The 15,568-nt window shown below is 72.5% G+C and carries 12 protein-coding genes and 1 riboswitch; of the genes, 9 read left to right on the top strand and 3 right to left on the bottom strand.

The genetic code is table 11. The features are described 5' to 3' along the window. Positions 1-138 precede the first annotated feature (138 nt). On the top strand, positions 139-801 hold the full coding sequence (locus ACFYU9_RS29600; protein ID WP_389207855.1) for a TetR/AcrR family transcriptional regulator C-terminal domain-containing protein: 663 nt from the start codon (positions 139-141) through the stop codon (positions 799-801). Between the two features lie 99 nt (positions 802-900). Here the strand turns inward: ACFYU9_RS29600 and ACFYU9_RS29595 are convergent, their stop codons facing one another. Further along, the gene (locus ACFYU9_RS29595; protein ID WP_389346681.1) at positions 901-3,357 is read right to left on the bottom strand and encodes a DNA topoisomerase (ATP-hydrolyzing) subunit A; all 2,457 of its coding nucleotides are present in this window, start codon (positions 3,355-3,357) and stop codon (positions 901-903) included. A 196-nt stretch (positions 3,358-3,553) separates the two neighbouring features. Between ACFYU9_RS29595 and ACFYU9_RS29590 the strand changes: the two genes are divergently transcribed. The 4 genes from ACFYU9_RS29590 to ACFYU9_RS29575 all read left to right on the top strand — a co-directional run bounded on the left by ACFYU9_RS29590 (position 3,554) and on the right by ACFYU9_RS29575 (position 8,297). Further along, positions 3,554-4,915, top strand: coding sequence for a M16 family metallopeptidase (locus tag ACFYU9_RS29590; protein WP_389207851.1), 1,362 nt, complete (start codon positions 3,554-3,556; stop codon positions 4,913-4,915). A 26-nt stretch (positions 4,916-4,941) separates the two neighbouring features. After that, positions 4,942-6,309, top strand: a complete 1,368-nt coding sequence (locus ACFYU9_RS29585) for a M16 family metallopeptidase (RefSeq protein ID WP_389208069.1) — start codon at positions 4,942-4,944, stop codon at positions 6,307-6,309. Between the two features lie 195 nt (positions 6,310-6,504). Next, positions 6,505-6,669, top strand: a riboswitch (cyclic di-AMP (ydaO/yuaA leader). Between the two features lie 12 nt (positions 6,670-6,681). Continuing rightward, on the top strand, positions 6,682-7,452 hold the full coding sequence (locus ACFYU9_RS29580; protein ID WP_389207849.1) for a M23 family metallopeptidase: 771 nt from the start codon (positions 6,682-6,684) through the stop codon (positions 7,450-7,452). 161 nt (positions 7,453-7,613) lie between these two features. Then, positions 7,614-8,297: a GntR family transcriptional regulator gene (locus tag ACFYU9_RS29575; protein WP_389346679.1), complete on the top strand. Its 684-nt coding sequence runs from the start codon at positions 7,614-7,616 to the stop codon at positions 8,295-8,297. A gap of 213 nt (positions 8,298-8,510) precedes the next feature. On the opposite strand, the gene ACFYU9_RS29570 is transcribed toward ACFYU9_RS29575, so the two are convergent. Then, positions 8,511-8,792 (bottom strand): HPr family phosphocarrier protein, encoded by a 282-nt coding sequence (locus ACFYU9_RS29570; RefSeq protein ID WP_389207845.1) that lies wholly within the window; start codon positions 8,790-8,792, stop codon positions 8,511-8,513. Positions 8,793-8,883: 91 nt separating this feature from the next. Between ACFYU9_RS29570 and ACFYU9_RS29565 the strand changes: the two genes are divergently transcribed. The 4 genes from ACFYU9_RS29565 to ACFYU9_RS29550 all read left to right on the top strand — a co-directional run bounded on the left by ACFYU9_RS29565 (position 8,884) and on the right by ACFYU9_RS29550 (position 14,464). Beyond that, positions 8,884-11,805 (top strand): GNAT family N-acetyltransferase, encoded by a 2,922-nt coding sequence (locus tag ACFYU9_RS29565; RefSeq protein ID WP_389207843.1) that lies wholly within the window; start codon positions 8,884-8,886, stop codon positions 11,803-11,805. A 140-nt stretch (positions 11,806-11,945) separates the two neighbouring features. Further along, positions 11,946-12,548 carry a DUF5998 family protein gene (locus ACFYU9_RS29560; protein ID WP_389207841.1) on the top strand — a complete coding sequence of 201 codons (603 nt, stop codon included), beginning with the start codon at positions 11,946-11,948 and terminating at the stop codon, positions 12,546-12,548. Continuing rightward, entirely contained in the window at positions 12,548-13,753 is a 1,206-nt protein-coding gene (locus ACFYU9_RS29555; protein WP_389207839.1) for an alkaline phosphatase family protein, read from the top strand. Before ACFYU9_RS29560 ends, ACFYU9_RS29555 begins: the two co-directional genes overlap by 1 nt. A gap of 63 nt (positions 13,754-13,816) precedes the next feature. Further along, entirely contained in the window at positions 13,817-14,464 is a 648-nt protein-coding gene (locus ACFYU9_RS29550; RefSeq protein WP_389207837.1) for a thymidine kinase, read from the top strand. On the opposite strand, the gene ACFYU9_RS29545 is transcribed toward ACFYU9_RS29550, so the two are convergent. After that, a complete protein-coding gene (locus tag ACFYU9_RS29545; protein WP_389346677.1) occupies positions 14,405-15,448 on the bottom strand; it encodes a GlxA family transcriptional regulator in 1,044 nt (347 codons plus the stop codon). The genes ACFYU9_RS29550 and ACFYU9_RS29545 overlap by 60 nt on opposite strands. Positions 15,449-15,568 lie beyond the last annotated feature (120 nt).

The following is a 15,568-nucleotide window of genomic DNA, read 5'->3' as shown; positions in this document are numbered from 1 at the left end:
CGTGCCCGTGAACCTGCCCGTGGCCGTGCTCGTGTCTGTGTCCGTGCTCATGACAGCCTCTCGTTCCTTAACGTCGTTAAGTTCCTACTCCGAGGGTTCCTTAACGCCGTTAAGCTGTCAAGGGGATAACGTGGCGGCGTGGCGACCAAGAAGACGACCCGGCTGGAACCCGAGACGGTGGCGGAGACGGCCCTGCGCCTGCTGAACGAGCGCGGCCTCGACGGGCTGACCCTGCGCGCGATCGCCCAGGAGCTGAACGTCCAGGCGCCCGCGCTCTACTGGCACTTCAAGAACAAACAGGCGCTGCTCGACGAGATGGCGACCGTGATGTACCGGCGGATGGTCGCCGACCCGGCGGCCCGGCCCGACGGCGAACTCACCTGGCAGGAACGGCTCCTCGCCGCCAACCGGGGCCTGCGCGCCGGGCTGCTGAGCTACCGCGACGGCGCCAAGGTCTACAGCGGCGCCCGCTTCACCGGCACCGACTTCGCCGCCGACATGGAGCAGCAGCTCGGGGCGCTCGTCGACGCGGGCTTCTCGCTGCGCGAGGCGGTGCGGGCCAGCACCACCGCGTACATGTTCACGCTGGGCTTCGTCACGGAGGAGCAGGGCACCGAGCCGGTGCCCGGAGAGCCACGCGAGGGCTTCGACGTCGACCAGCGCGCCCAGCGGCTCGCGGACTACCCGCTCGCGGCCGCGGCCGGAGCGGAACTCTTCACCGACTACGACGACCGCTTCGAGGAGGGGCTGCGGCTGATCGTCGCCGGGATCGAGGCGACGTACGCGCCTGGCCCCGCCTGACCGGCCGGCCCGGACGCGTACCGCGCTCGCGGCCCCGGAACGGCGAACGCCCCTGTCCCGTGCGGGACAGGGGCGTTCGTACGCGAACGGGCGGGCGGGTCAGCCGATCGGGCCCGCCAGGACCTCCACCGGCTGCGCCAGCGGCGTGCCCGAGCCGTCACGGCGCGGGTCCGGCTCCGGGAGCTCCACCGGGGTGCCGTTCTTCTGCGCGGCACGGGCCGGCATGGCACCCGCCCAGGCCAGGATCAGGACGTCCTCGCCCTTCAGGAAGCGCTGACAGCGCACGCCGCCGGTCGCGCGGCCCTTGCGCGGGTACTGGTCGAAGGGGGTCAGCTTGGCCGAGGTGGCCGCGCCGGCGTCCAGCGTGCCCGTCGAGCCGGCCACCGTGAACACCACCGCCTCCGCCGCCGGGTCCACCGCCGTGAAGGAGAGGACCTCGGCGCCCGCGGTCAGCTTGATGCCCGCCATGCCGCCGGCCGGACGGCCCTGCGGCCGGACCTGCGAAGCCGGGTAGCGCAGCAGCTGGGCGTCGGAGGTGATGAAGACCAGGTCCTCCTCGCCGGTGCGCAGCTCGGTCGCGCCGACGATCCGGTCACCGTCCTTGAGGGTGATGACCTCCAGCTCGTCCTTGTTCGCCGGATAGTCCGGGACCACGCGCTTGACCACGCCCTGCAGGGTGCCGAGCGCCAGGCCAGGCGACTCCTCGTCCAGGGTGGTCAGGCACAGCACCGTCTCGTCCGTCTCCAGGGACACGAACTCCGACAGCGGCGCGCCGCCCGCCAGGTTCGGCGCGGCGGCCGTGTCCGGCAGCTGGGGCAGGTCGATCACGGCGACCCGCAGCAGCCGGCCGGACGAGGTCACCACGCCGATGTCGCCGCGCTGGGTGGCCGCCACCGCGGAGACGATCACGTCGTGCTTGGCCCGCTTGCCGTCGTGCACGGCCGGCAGGGCCTCCGTCACCGTACGGGCGAGCAGGCCCGTGGAGGACAGCAGCACCCGGCACGGGTCGTCCGCGACCTCCAGGGCCGCGGCCGCGACCGGCGCGCCCGCCGACTCCAGGAGGACCGTGCGCCGGTCGGTGCCGAACTTCTTCGCCACCGCCGCCAGCTCCGCCGACACCAGCTTGCGCAGCTCCGCGTCGGACTCCAGGATCCGGGTCAGCTCCTCGATCTCCCCGGTGAGCCGGTCGCGCTCGCTCTCCAGCTCCAGGCGGTCGAACTTGGTGAGCCGGCGCAGCGGGGTGTCCAGGATGTACTGCGTCTGGATCTCGCTCAGCGAGAAGCGCTCCATCAGGCGCGCCTTGGCGTCCGCCGAGTTCTCGCTCTCCCGGATCAGCCGGATGACCTCGTCGATGTCGAGGAGCGCGACGAGCAGGCCCTCCACCAGGTGGAGGCGGTCGCGCCGCTTGGTGCGGCGGAACTCGGAGCGGCGCCGGACGACCTCGAAGCGGTGGTCGAGATAGACCTCCAGGAGCTCCTTGAGGCCCAGCGTGAGCGGCTGGCCGTCGACCAGCGCCACGTTGTTGATGCCGAAGGACTCCTCCATGGGCGTCAGCTTGTAGAGCTGCTCCAGGACGGCTTCCGGCACGAAGCCGTTCTTCACCTCGATGACCAGGCGCAGGCCGTGGTTGCGGTCGGTCAGGTCCTTGACGTCGGCGATGCCCTGGAGCTTCTTCGAGCCCACCAGGTCCTTGATCTTGGAGATGACCTTCTCGGGGCCGACGGTGAAGGGCAGTTCGGTCACGACGATGCCCTTGCGGCGGGCCGTGACCGTCTCGATGGTGGTCGTCGCGCGGATCTTGAAGGTGCCGCGGCCCGACTCGTACGCGTCGCGGATGCCGGACAGGCCGACGATCCGGCCGCCGGTCGGCAGGTCGGGGCCGGGCACGAAGCGCATCAGCGCTTCCAGGTCCGCGTTCGGGTGGCGGATAAGGTGGCGGGCGGCCGCGACGACCTCGCCGAGGTTGTGCGGCGGCATGTTGGTCGCCATGCCGACCGCGATCCCGGAGGCGCCGTTGACCAGCAGGTTCGGGTACGCGGCGGGCAGCGCGACCGGCTCCTGCTCCTGGCCGTCGTAGTTCGGCGCGAAGTCGACGGTGTCCTCGTCGATGGACTCCGTCATGAGGAGCGCGGCCGGGGCCATCTTCGACTCCGTGTACCGCATGGCGGCCGGCGGGTCGTCGTTGCCGAGCGAGCCGAAGTTGCCGTGGCCGTCGACCAGCGGCAGACGCATGGAGAACGGCTGCGCCATGCGCACCATCGCGTCGTAGATCGACGCGTCGCCGTGCGGGTGCAGCTTGCCCATCACCTCGCCGACGACGCGGGCGCACTTGACGAAGCCGCGCTCGGGGCGCAGACCCATCTCGCTCATCTGGTAGACGATGCGGCGCTGTACGGGCTTCATGCCGTCGCGGGCGTCGGGCAGGGCGCGCGAGTAGATCACCGAGTACGCGTACTCGAGGAAGGAGCCCTGCATCTCGTCGACGACGTCGATGTCGAGGATTCGCTCCTCGAACGAGTCGTCCGGCGGCGTGGTCTTCGTGCTGCGGCGGGCCATCGCGGCTGCGGCTCCTTCACCAACAAGGGTTGATCTGACGCCGACCATTGTGGACCGTGCCACCGACAACGCCGACCGCGACCCGGACGAGGGACATCCGAAGCGATCGGGAACTTCGCCAGGTGGTGGCGCGCTTGCATACAGTGGCAGGACTTTTCCGCACCGCACTTTCCGCACAGCGATCGAAGGGACGTACATGCCCATGGGTCACACGGCCACGGCCTCGGCCGGCTCCGGCGGCCTGACAGCGACCGAGCACCGGCTGTCCAACGGCCTGCGCGTCGTGCTCTCCGAGGACCACCTGACCCCGGTCGCCGCGGTCTGCCTCTGGTACGACGTCGGCTCGCGCCACGAAGTCAAGGGCCGCACCGGCCTCGCCCACCTCTTCGAGCACCTGATGTTCCAGGGCTCGAAGCAGGTCCACGGCAACGGACACTTCGAGCTGGTGCAGGGTGCCGGCGGCTCGCTCAACGGCACCACGAGCTTCGAGCGCACCAACTACTTCGAGACCATGCCCGCCCACCAGCTGGAGCTCGCGCTCTGGCTGGAGGCGGACCGCATGGGCTCGCTGCTCGCCGCTCTGGACGACGAGTCCATGGAGAACCAGCGCGACGTCGTCAAGAACGAGCGCCGCCAGCGCTACGACAACGTGCCGTACGGCACCGCGTTCGAGCGCCTCACCGCCCTCGCCTACCCCGACGGCCACCCGTACCACCACACGCCGATCGGCTCGATGGCCGACCTCGACGCCGCCACGCTCGAGGACGCGCGGAACTTCTTCCGCACGTACTACGCGCCCAACAACGCGGTGCTCTCGGTCGTCGGCGACATCGACCCGGAGCAGACCCTCGCCTGGATCGAGAAGTACTTCGGCTCGATCCCCGGCCACGACGGCAAGCCCGAGCCGCGCTCCGGCGAGCTGCCCGAGGTCATCGGCGAGCAGCTGCGCGAGGTCGTCGAGGAGGAGGTCCCGGCCCGCGCGATGATGGCCGCCTACCGGCTGCCGCACGACGGCACGCGCGCGTGCGACGCGGCCGACCTGGCCCTGACCGTCCTCGGCGGCGGCGAGTCCTCCCGGCTGCACAACCGGCTGGTCCGCCGCGACCGCACGGCCGTCACCGCCGGCTTCGGCCTGCTGCGGCTGTCCGGCGCGCCCTCGCTCGGCTGGCTGGACGTCAAGACGTCCGGCGGCGTCGAGGTGCCGGAGATCGAGGCGGCCGTCGACGAGGAGCTGGCCCGGTTCGCCGCCGAGGGCCCGACGCCCGAGGAGATGGAGCGCGCCCAGGCCCAGTTGGAGCGCGAGTGGCTGGACCGGCTCGGCACCGTCGCCGGCCGCGCCGACGAACTGTGCCGGTACGCGGTGCTGTTCGGCGACCCGCAGCTGGCGCTGACCGCCGTCGACCGGGTCCTCGACATCACCGCCGAGGAGGTGCAGGAGGTCGCCAAGACCCGCCTGCGCCCGGACAACCGCGCCGTCCTGGTCTACGAGCCCGTGAGCCAGGCCGACGACGCCGACGACGCCGACGACAGCGACGAGGAAGAGGGAGCGGAGCAGTGACCGACGCTGCCGCGTCTTTGACGAGCATGGACTTCCACCCGCAGCCCCAGCCGGGCATCGCCAAGCCCTGGGCCTTCCCGGCCCCGGAGCGCGGCGCGCTCGACAACGGCCTGACCGTGCTGCGCTGCCACCGTCCCGGCCAGCAGGTGGTGGCCGTCGAGATCTTCCTCGACGCCCCGCTGGACGCCGAGCCCGAGGGCCTCGACGGCGTCGCCACGATCATGGCCCGGGCGCTGTCCGAGGGCACCGACCGGCACTCCGCCGAGGAGTACGCCGCCGAGCTGGAGCGCTGCGGCGCCACGCTCGACGCGCACGCCGACCACCCCGGCGTCCGGGTCTCCCTGGAGGTCCCGGTCTCCCGGCTGCCCAAGGGCCTCGGCCTGCTCGCCGAGGCGCTGATCGCCCCGGCGTTCGCCGAGTCCGAGGTCGAGCGCCTGGTCAACAACCGGCTCGACGAGATCCCGCACGAGACGGCCAACCCGGGCCGCCGCGCCGCCAAGCAGCTCTCCAAGGAGCTCTTCCCGGCCTCCGCGCGGATGTCCCGGCCGCGCCAGGGCACCGAGGAGACCGTCCGGGCGATCGACGCCGCCGCCGTCCGCGCCTTCTACGACGCGCACGTGCGGCCGGCCGCGGCCACCGTCGTGGTCGTCGGCGACCTCACCGACGTCGACCTGGACAAGGTGCTCGCCGAGACCCTCGGCGCCTGGAGCGGCGCGCCCGCCGCGCCCCGCCCCATGCCGCCCATCACGGCCGACGACACCGGCCGGGTCGTCATCGTGGACCGCCCGGGGGCGGTCCAGACGCAGCTGCTCATCGGCCGCGTCGGCGCCGACCGCCACGACCGCGTCTGGCCGGCCCAGGTGCTCGGCACGTACTGCCTCGGCGGCACCCTCACCTCCCGCCTGGACCGCGTCCTGCGCGAGGAGAAGGGCTACACGTACGGCGTGCGCGCGTTCAGCCAGGTGCTGCGCTCGGACGGCGCGGGCCACGGTGCCTCGATGCTCGCCATCAGCGGCTCGGTGGACACGCCCAACACCGGCCCGGCGCTCGACGACCTGTGGAAGGTGCTGCGCACCCTCGCCGCCGACGGCCTGGACGACGCCGAGCGCGACGTGGCCGTGCAGAACCTGGTGGGCGTCGCCCCGCTGAAGTACGAGACCGCGGCCTCCGTCGCGGCCACGCTGGCGGACCAGGTCGAGCAGCACCTCCCGGACGACTTCCAGGGGCACTTGTACGCGCGCCTGGCCGAGACCGGCACGGTGGAGGCGACCGCGGCCGTGGTCAACGCCTTCCCGGTGGACCGGCTGGTCACCGTCCTGGTCGGCGACGCGTCGCAGATCGAGGAGCCGGTGCGGGCGCTCGGCATCGGTGAAGTGACCGTGGTCACCGGCTGATTGAGCCGCTGTCACGAGGACCCTGGCGACCTGGTTCGTCAGGGTCCTTGCCATTTGTCCGTATTACGGCTAATGATCTTGAATGCCCTGTGGCATGTCTTACAAACTCACGAGTCTGTTTGGTGATTGACGGAAGATCCGCCTAGCGTCGACGCGACTGTTCGCCCGTTGCACGACGCCGCGCCCGCGGCAAACGGACAGTCATCGCCGAGTCCCCGCAAGGCGCGAGCCTGGGGAGCCGGGGACCCATACGCAGTCCCTGGGGTGAATCGGACGCCTTCGCGCACGCGGAGGGGCCCGTAGGAGACCTTCCTGCTCCGAACCCGTCAGCTAACCCGGTAGGCGAGAGGGAAGGAAAGGATCAGCCACTACATGGCGTTCACCCGTGCCACCGGGAAGCATCGTGCTCCGAGTCGTCTGACGCGCCGTGGCGCGGGCATCGCCGGCGTGGCGACCCTCGCGACCACCGGCGTCATCGGCACCCTCGCCTCCCCGGCGCTCGCCGCCGACACGGAGAGCACTTCCCTGGAGGACACCGGTCTCACCCAGGTGATCACCGAGGAGTCCCTCGCCGAGCACGTCGACGCCCAGGCGGCCGCGCAGGAGAAGGAGGCCTACGAGGCCGCCGCCCGCGTGAAGGCCGCCGCCGAGGCGAAGCGCAAGGCCGAGGCCCGCGCCAAGGAGATCCGCGAGGCCAAGGAGCGTGCCGCCCGTGAGGCCGAGCGCAAGCGCCTGAACTCCTTCCAGGCCCCCGTCGCCCACTCGTACGTGTCCACCGGCTACAACACCGGCGGCTCGCTCTGGTCCTCCGGCCACCACTCCGGCATCGACTTCCACGCCGCCTACGGCACCACGGTCGTCTCCGTCGGCTCCGGCACCGTCGTCGAGGCCGGCTGGGGCGGGGCGTACGGCAACAACATCGTCATCCGGATGAACGACGGCACGTACACCCAGTACGGCCACCTCTCCGCCATCCGCGTGTACGTCGGCCAGAAGGTCACCCCGGGCGAGCAGATCGGCGTCTCCGGCTCCTCCGGCAACTCCACGGGCCCGCACCTCCACTTCGAGGCCCGCACCAGCCCCGAGTACGGCTCGGACATCAACCCGATCACGTACCTGCGCGCCCGCGGCGTCGACGTCTGACGTCCCCCGGCCCAGCGTGAGGAAGCCCCGGCTCGAACGAGCCGGGGCTTTTTTCGTCCCCGAATTACCGGCCGGCATCGGAAATTCCCGCGTCCTGCAATAGAGTCGCCGGACAGGCGCCACCCGACGGGGTTTCGCGCGGAGAAAAGCGGAGGTCGGACATGCGCATTCCCGCGCACTCGGTATGCACGGCGATCCGGGACGACATCGTGTCCGGGGTGTACGCGCGGGGAGCCAGACTGACGGAGGAACAACTCGCCCGCCGCTACGGCGTCTCCCGCGTCCCGGTCCGCGAGGCGCTGCGCACCCTGGAGTCCGAGGGCTTCGTCGTCACCCGCAGGCACGCCGGTGCCCAGGTCGCCGAACCCGGCGAGCAGGAGGCCGCCGACCTCCTCGACATGCGCTCCCTACTCGAACCCCTGGGCGCCGCCCGGGCCGCCCAGCGCCGCACCGACGCCCACCTCAAGGTGCTGCGCGGCCTGGTCAGGCTGGGGCAGGAGCGGGCCCGGCACGGCCGGAGCGAGGACCTGCGTGCGCTCGACGGCTGGTTCCACGAGACCCTGGCGCAGGCGTCCGGCAGCCCGCCGCTCACCGCGCTGCTCACCCAGCTGCGGCACAAGATCGCCTGGATGTACGCGGCCGAGCCGGCCGACCGGCCCGCGGACTCCTGGGCCGAGCACGGCGCCATCGTGGACGCCGTCGCGCGCGGCGACGCCGAACGTGCCCGGGCCCTCACCGCGCTGCACGTGGAGCGCGCGGCGCCGCGGCTCCGTCTGAAACGCCCGGAGCGGGCGCGTGTGAGGGTTTCGCAACATGCCGTAAACAATGCGGGAGCACGGAATTAACGAGCCCACCGTATACAAAGAGGCGGGCAATTCGGCAGGCCCTTTTTCATGCTGCCCGAAACCGCCAGAATGAATTCCGTGCGGCGAATCCGGATTCCCGGATTTCCGTGGCGGCGTCCGCGGCGCTGAAAAAGAGCCGCGCCCGCCGGATGACCGGGGGCGCGGCTCTCTGTGATCCGTCGTCGGGGAGGCGACGAGGCGGACGGTGACGGGTCAGACGGTCTCGGGGAGCTCGTCGAGACCCTCGGCGACCAGCTTCGCGAGGCGGTCCAGCGCCACCTCGGCGCCGTCGGCGTCGGACGCCAGCACGATCTCCTCGCCGCCCTGCGCGCCCAGGCCCAGCACCGCGAGCATCGACGCGGCGTTGACCGGGTTGCCGTCGGCCTTGGCGATCGTCACGGGGACGCCGGAGGCCGTGGCGGCACGGACGAAGATGGAGGCGGGGCGGGCGTGCAGGCCCTCGGCCCAGCCGACGTTGACGCGGCGCTCAGCCATGGTGGTAGCCCTTCAACATTCAGCGGTTGTCTAGACCAGTCTCTCACACACGACCGGTGCCACTGTCGTACCCCGGCCGTACGCTTTCCCCATGCAGAGCGCGTCGGAACAGCCCGAACAGCCGGAGCACGCGTACCCCGACCACTGGGAAGCGGACGTGGTCCTGCGCGACGGCGGCACCGCGCGCATCCGCCCCATCACCTCCGACGACGCCGAGCGTCTGGTCAGCTTCTACGAGCAGGTGTCGGACGAGTCGAAGTACTACCGCTTCTTCGCGCCCTACCCGCGGCTGTCCGCCAAGGACGTCCACCGCTTCACCCACCACGACTTCGTGGACCGGGTCGGCCTCGCCGCGACCGTCGGCGGCGAGTTCATCGCCACCGTGCGCTACGACCGGATCAGCCCCGACGGCCGCCCGGCCTCCTTCCCCGCCGACGAGGCCGAGGTCGCCTTCCTGGTCCAGGACGCGCACCAGGGGCGCGGGGTCGCCTCCGCCCTGCTGGAGCACATCGCGGCCGTCGCGCGCGAGCGCGGGATCCGGCGGTTCGCCGCCGAGGTGCTGCCCGCCAACACCAAGATGATCAAGGTGTTCACGGACGCCGGCTACACCCAGAAGCGCAGCTTCGAGGACGGCGCCGTCCGCCTCCACCTCGACCTGGAGCCCACCGACCGCTCCCTCGCCGTCCAGCGCGCCCGCGAACAGCGCGCCGAGGCCCGCTCCGTGCAGCGCCTCCTCACCCCCGGGTCCGTCGCCGTGATCGGCGCCGGCCGCGCCCCCGGCGGCGTCGGCCGGACCGTGCTGCGCAACCTCCTCGACAGCGGCTTCACCGGCCGCGTCCACGCCGTCAACGCCGCCCTGGGGGACGGGCGGCACGAGCTGGAGGGCGTGCCCGCCTTCCGGTCCGTCGCCGACATCGGCGAGCCGGTCGACCTCGCCGTCGTCGCCGTCCCCGCCGAGCGGGTCCCCGACGCCGTGGCCGACTGCGGTGAGCACGGCGTGCGCGGCCTCGTCGTGCTCTCGGCCGGATATGCGGAGAGCGGCGCGGAGGGCCGCGAGCGCCAGCGCGCGCTGGTGCGCCAGGCCCGCTCGTACGGCATGCGGATCATCGGCCCCAACGCCTTCGGGATCATCAACACGGCCGACGCCGTCCGGCTGAACGCCTCCCTCGCCCCGCAGATGCCGGCCGCCGGGCGCATCGGGCTCTTCGCCCAGTCCGGCGCCATCGGCATCGCCCTGCTCGCCGGCCTGCACCGGCACGGCGCCGGGGTCTCCTCCTTCATCTCCGCCGGCAACCGCGCCGACGTCTCCGGCAACGACCTCCTCCAGCACTGGTACGACGACCCCGCCACCGACGTCGTCCTGCTCTACCTGGAGTCGATCGGCAACCCGCGGAAGTTCACCCGGCTGGCCCGCCGCACCGCCGCGGTCAAGCCCGTCGTGGTCGTCAAGGGCGCCCGCCACAGCGGCAGCGCCCCGCCCGGACACCGCGTCCCCGTCACCCGTATCCCGTACGCCACGGTCTCCGCGCTGCTGCGGGAGGCCGGGGTCATCCGCGTCGACACCATCACCGAGCTCGTCGACGCCGGACTGCTCCTCGCCGACCAGCCGCTGCCCGAAGGGCCCCGGGTCGCCATCCTCGGCAACTCCGAGTCCCTCGGCCTGCTCGCCTACGACGCCTGCCTCACCGAGGGCCTGCGCCCGCTCCGCCCCCTCGACCTGACCACCGGCGCCACCCCCGACGACTTCCGCGCCGCGCTCGCCGCGGCCCTCGCCGACGACGCCTGCGACGCCGTCGTCGTCACCGCCATCCCCTGGGTGGGGGAGAACGGGGCCACCGAGTCCGGCGACGGCCAGGTCCTCGCCGCGGCCCTGCGCTCCGCCGTCGCGGCCGCACCCGGACCGGCCAAGCCCGTCGTCGTCGTCCACGTCGAGATGGGCGCCCTCGCCGAGGCGCTGTCCGCCGCCACCCGCACCCGCCCGCCGAGAGCCACGAGACCGGCAGCGGCAGCCGAGCCCACCCCCGTGGCTCCCGACGCCCCGGCCGCCCCCGATGCCCCGGCCGCCCCGGAACCGGCCCATGCCCCGGCCGCCCCTCCCGCCCCGGAACCGGCCGAGGTCCCGGCGGCGCCCGCGCCCCGCGCCATCCCCGCCTATCCCGCCGCCGAGCGCGCCGTCCGCGCCCTCGCCGAAGCCGTCCGCTACGCCCAGTGGCGCCGCCAGTCCGCCGCCGACCCCGGCCGGGTGCCCGAGTTCGAGCGGATCGACGAGGCCGGGGCCGCCGCCCTGATCGAACGGGTCCTCGCCGAGCGCGCCGCCGACGCCCGCGGCGTCACCCTCGGCGCCGACGAGACCGCCGAGCTGCTCGGCCGGTACGGGATCGAGGTCCGCCCCACCCTGCCCGCGCCCACCCCCGACGACGCCGTCCGCGCCGCCGCCCGCCTCGGCTTCCCGGTCGCCCTCAAGACGACCGCGCCCCATCTGCGCCACCGCCCCGACCTCGGCGGCGTACGCCTCGACCTCGCGACCGAGGGACAGCTGCGCACCGCCTACGCCGAGCTCACCGAAGCCCTCGGCAAGCCCGAGGAGCTCCAGCCGGTCGTCCAGGCGATGGTGCCGCGCGGTGTCGACACCGTCGTGCGCGCCGCGATCGACCCGGCGGTCGGCGCCGTGCTCTCCTTCGGCCTGGCCGGAGCCGCCTCCGAACTCCTCGGCGACATGGCCCACCGGCTCGTCCCCGCCACCGACCGGGACGCGGCCGAGCTCGTCCGCTCCATCCGCACCGCGCCGCTCCTCTTCGGCTGGCGCGGCTCCGCCCCCGTCGACACCCCCGCCCTCGAAGAGCTGCTGCTCCGCGTCTCCCGGCTGGTCGACGACCACCCCGAAGTCGTCGCCGTCTCCTTCGAACCCGTCGTCGTCGCCCCCCGCGGCCTCTCCGTCCTCGGCGCGACCCTCCGCCTCGCCCCGCCCGCGCCCACCACCGACCTCGGCCCGCGCCGCCTGCCCAGCTACTGACGGGCCGGGCTCCCGACGGAACCACCGATCGACCGAACCGCCGATCGACCGAACCGCCGATCGACGGAACCGCCGATCGACGGAACCACCTCTTGACGGGCAGGCCGGAAGGGGCCCCAAGGCCCCGTAGGATGGAGTCCATGGCGAAGACCGGTACGACGACCCAGGGGCTGCGCGCGGCGATCGAGCGCAGCGGCTATTACCCGGCCCTCGTGGCCGAGGCGGTGGAGGCCGCCGTCGGTGGCGAGGCCGTCTCGTCGTACGTGGTCCACCAGGAGACCACCTTCGATGCCAACGAGGTGCGGCGTCACGTCACCGTGCTCGTCCTGACGGCCAACCGGTTCATCGTCAGCCACACCGACGAGCAGGCCGCCGACGGCAGCTCGCCGACGCCGTACGCCACGACCTCCACCGAGTCCGTGAACCTCGACCGGATCTCCTCGATCGTGGTCAGCCGGGTCGTCGCCAACCCGGAGTCGTACACCCCCGGCACCCTGCCCCGCGAGGTCGTCCTCACCATCGGCTGGGGCGCGGTCTCCCGCATCGACCTGGAGCCGGCCGCCTGCGGCGACCCCAACTGCGACGCCGACCACGGCTACACCGGCAGTTCCACCGCCGACGACCTGAGCCTGCGGGTCAGTGACGCCGGTGACGGCCCGGACACCGTCCGGCAGACCCTCGCCTTCGCCCAGGCCCTGTCCGCGGCCACCGCCGCGGGCCCGTCCAACCCCGCCACCCGCTGATGGTGCAGCCCACCACCTTCGCGCAGGGCTGGCCGGACGAACCGGTTCCGCTCGATCCCGCCACCGCACCGCTGCCCGCGTACGGCTCCGGCGCCCTCGGCGACCTGCTGCCGACGCTCGTCGCCGGTCAGGGTGTGCCCGGCTTCGACGCCCGGATCACCGAGCTCACGCCCGCCGACCGCAACTGCGTCTTCCTCATCGACGGGCTCGGCTGGGAGCAGATCAAGGCCCATCCCGACGAGGCGCCCTATCTGACCTCGCTGCTCGCCGGCTCGCGCGGCGGCACCGGAGCGCCCCTCACCGCGGGCTTCCCCGCCACCACCGCGACGTCGCTCGCCTCGGTCGGCACCGGTCTGCACCCCGGCGTCCACGGCCTGCCCGGTTACACCGTGCGCAACCCGGAGACCGGCGAGCTGATGAACCAGCTCCGCTGGAAGCCCTGGACCGCGCCGCGCGTCTGGCAGCCGTACCCCACCGTCTTCCAGCTCGCCCACGAGGCCGGCATCCACACCGCCCAGGTGTCCTCGCCGATATTCCAGGACACCCCGCTCACCAAGATCGCGCTGAGCGGCGGCAGCTTCCACGGCCGCCTCTCGGGCGAGGAGCGGATGGACTTCGCCGCCGAGCAGCTCGCCGCCGGCGACCGCTCGCTCGTCTACACGTACTACAGCGAGCTCGACGGCGCCGGACACCGCTTCGGCATCGACTCCGACGCCTGGCGCGGCCAGCTGATGTTCGTCGACCGGCTGGTGCAGCGCCTCGCCGAACAGCTCCCGCCGCAGGCGGCGCTCTACGTCACCGCCGACCACGGCATGGTCGACATCCCGTTCGACGAGGACCACCGGATCGACTTCGACGAGGACTGGGAGCTGCGCGCCGGCGTCGCCCTGCTCGGCGGCGAGGGCCGTGCCCGGCACGTCTACGCCGTCCCCGGCGCCGAGGCCGACGTCCTCACCTGCTGGCGCGAGGTCCTCGGCGACCGCTTCTGGGTGGCCGGCCGCGACGAGGCCATCGCGCTCGGCTGGTTCGGCGAGCACGTCGACGACCGGGTCTACGGCCGGATCGGCGACGTGGTCGCCGCGGCCCAGGACGACCTCGCCATCACGGCCTCCGTCAACGAGCCGAACGAGTCCGCCATGGTGGGCATGCACGGGTCGATGACCCCCGCGGAGCAGCTGGTACCGCTCCTCGAAGTCCGCTCCTGAGCCCTTCCCGCGCCTTCCCGCCCTTCCCCTTCCTCCCTCTTTTCGAAAGGTCCTCGACCTCCCATGCCCGAGCTGGTGTTCTTCTCCGGAACGATGGACTGCGGAAAGAGCACTTTGGCGCTCCAAATCACCCACAACCGCTCGGCCCGCGGCCTCCAGAGCGTGATCTTCACGCGCCAGGACCGGGCCGGCGAGGGCAAGCTCTCCTCCCGTCTGGGTCTGGTGACCGACGCGGTCGAGGTGACGGACGAGATGGACCTGTACGCGTACCTGGTCGGCGAGCTGTCCGGAGGCGGGAAAGCGGACTACGTGATCGTGGACGAGGCCCAGTTCCTGGCGTCGGAGCAGATCGACCAGCTGGCGCGGATCGTGGACGACCTCGACATGGACGTCTTCGCCTTCGGGATCACGACGGACTTCCGCACGAAGCTCTTCCCGGGCTCGCAGCGCCTGATCGAACTCGCTGACCGTATCGAGCAGCTGCAGGTGGAGGCGCTGTGCTGGTGCGGCGCACGGGCCACCCACAACGCCCGCACCGTCGACGGGGAGATGGTCGTCGAGGGCGAGCAGGTCGTCGTGGGCGACGTCAACCGCCCCGTGGAGGTCGGCTACGAGGTCCTGTGCCGACGACACCACCGCCGCCGGATGACCTCAGCCTCCGCCCGCGCCGCCGCCCTCTCCCCTGACGTCCTCCCCGTCACCCCCGCCTGACCCGGTCCGGAAGCGCCGCCGGTACTCCATCGGGGTCGTGTCGAGCCGCCGCCGGAACGCCCGGAGGAGCGTGTCGGTCGTGCCGAAACCGCAGACCGTGGTGATCCGCTCCAGGGTCGCGTCCGTGGACTCCAGCAGGTGGCGGGCGCGTTCGACGCGTGCCGACTCGACGTACGCGCTCGGGGTCGTGCCGAGTTCCGCCTTGAAGACGCGGGTGAGCTGGCGCTCGCTGACGTGCGCGCTCGCGGCGAGCTCCGCGAGGGTGAGCGGGCCGGCGAGGTGGCGCGTGATGTAGTGGCGCAGGTCCTCGACCCGCCGGGTCGTCGAGACCGGCTCCAGCGGCACGCTGAACTGGCTTTGACCGCTGGGCCGCTTCAGGTACATCACCAGCTGCCGGGCCACCCGCAGCGCCGTGGGCTCGCCGAAGTCCTCGGCGACCAGGGCGAGGGACAGGTCCAGACAGGAGCTGATCCCGGCGCCGGTCCACACGTCGCCGTCCCGGATGAAGATCGGGTCGGCGTCGACCTCGACTTTTGGGTGCTCGTCGGCGAGTTGCCGCGCCGTCGACCAGTGGGTGGTGGCCCGCCTGCCGTCGAGCAGCCCGGCGGCGGCCAGGATGTGCGCGCCGACGCAGACGGAGGTGACCCGCCGGGTCCGCCCGGCGAGCGTCCGCACCCAGCGGACCACCCCGGGATCGACCACGGCCCGCACCCGGCGCTCGGCGTCCGTCTCGACGGAGCCGGGCACCAGCAGGGTGTCGATGCGCCGCGCCGCCGCCTCCGCGAAGGTCAGGTCGGGCAGCACGCGCACCCCGGCGGAGGTGGTGACCGGCGCCATCGACTCTGCGGCGAGCACGACCTCGTAGCCGTCCGCGTCGTCCGTCTCGCGCCGCAGCAGGGCGAACACCTCGGGCGGCCCGGTGACGTCGAGGAGGTCGACGCCCTCGAAGAGGACGATGACGAGGAGCCGTCCGACGGTGGTCACTGGCTTCTCCTCCTGGTTGCCGGCGCGACGGCCGCCGATGTGATGTCCGGATCGGCATGTTAGATGACGATGCCGACACGCCAAGACGGCGCCGGACACCGGCTGTTCACCTCCGGTGAA

Origin of the sequence: Streptomyces sp. NPDC004327 (assembly GCF_042873935.1) — a bacterium.
Classification (GTDB): domain Bacteria; phylum Actinomycetota; class Actinomycetes; order Streptomycetales; family Streptomycetaceae; genus Streptomyces.
Note: the sequence above shows the minus strand (reverse complement) of the source record. Positions and strands in the feature narration are given on the sequence as shown.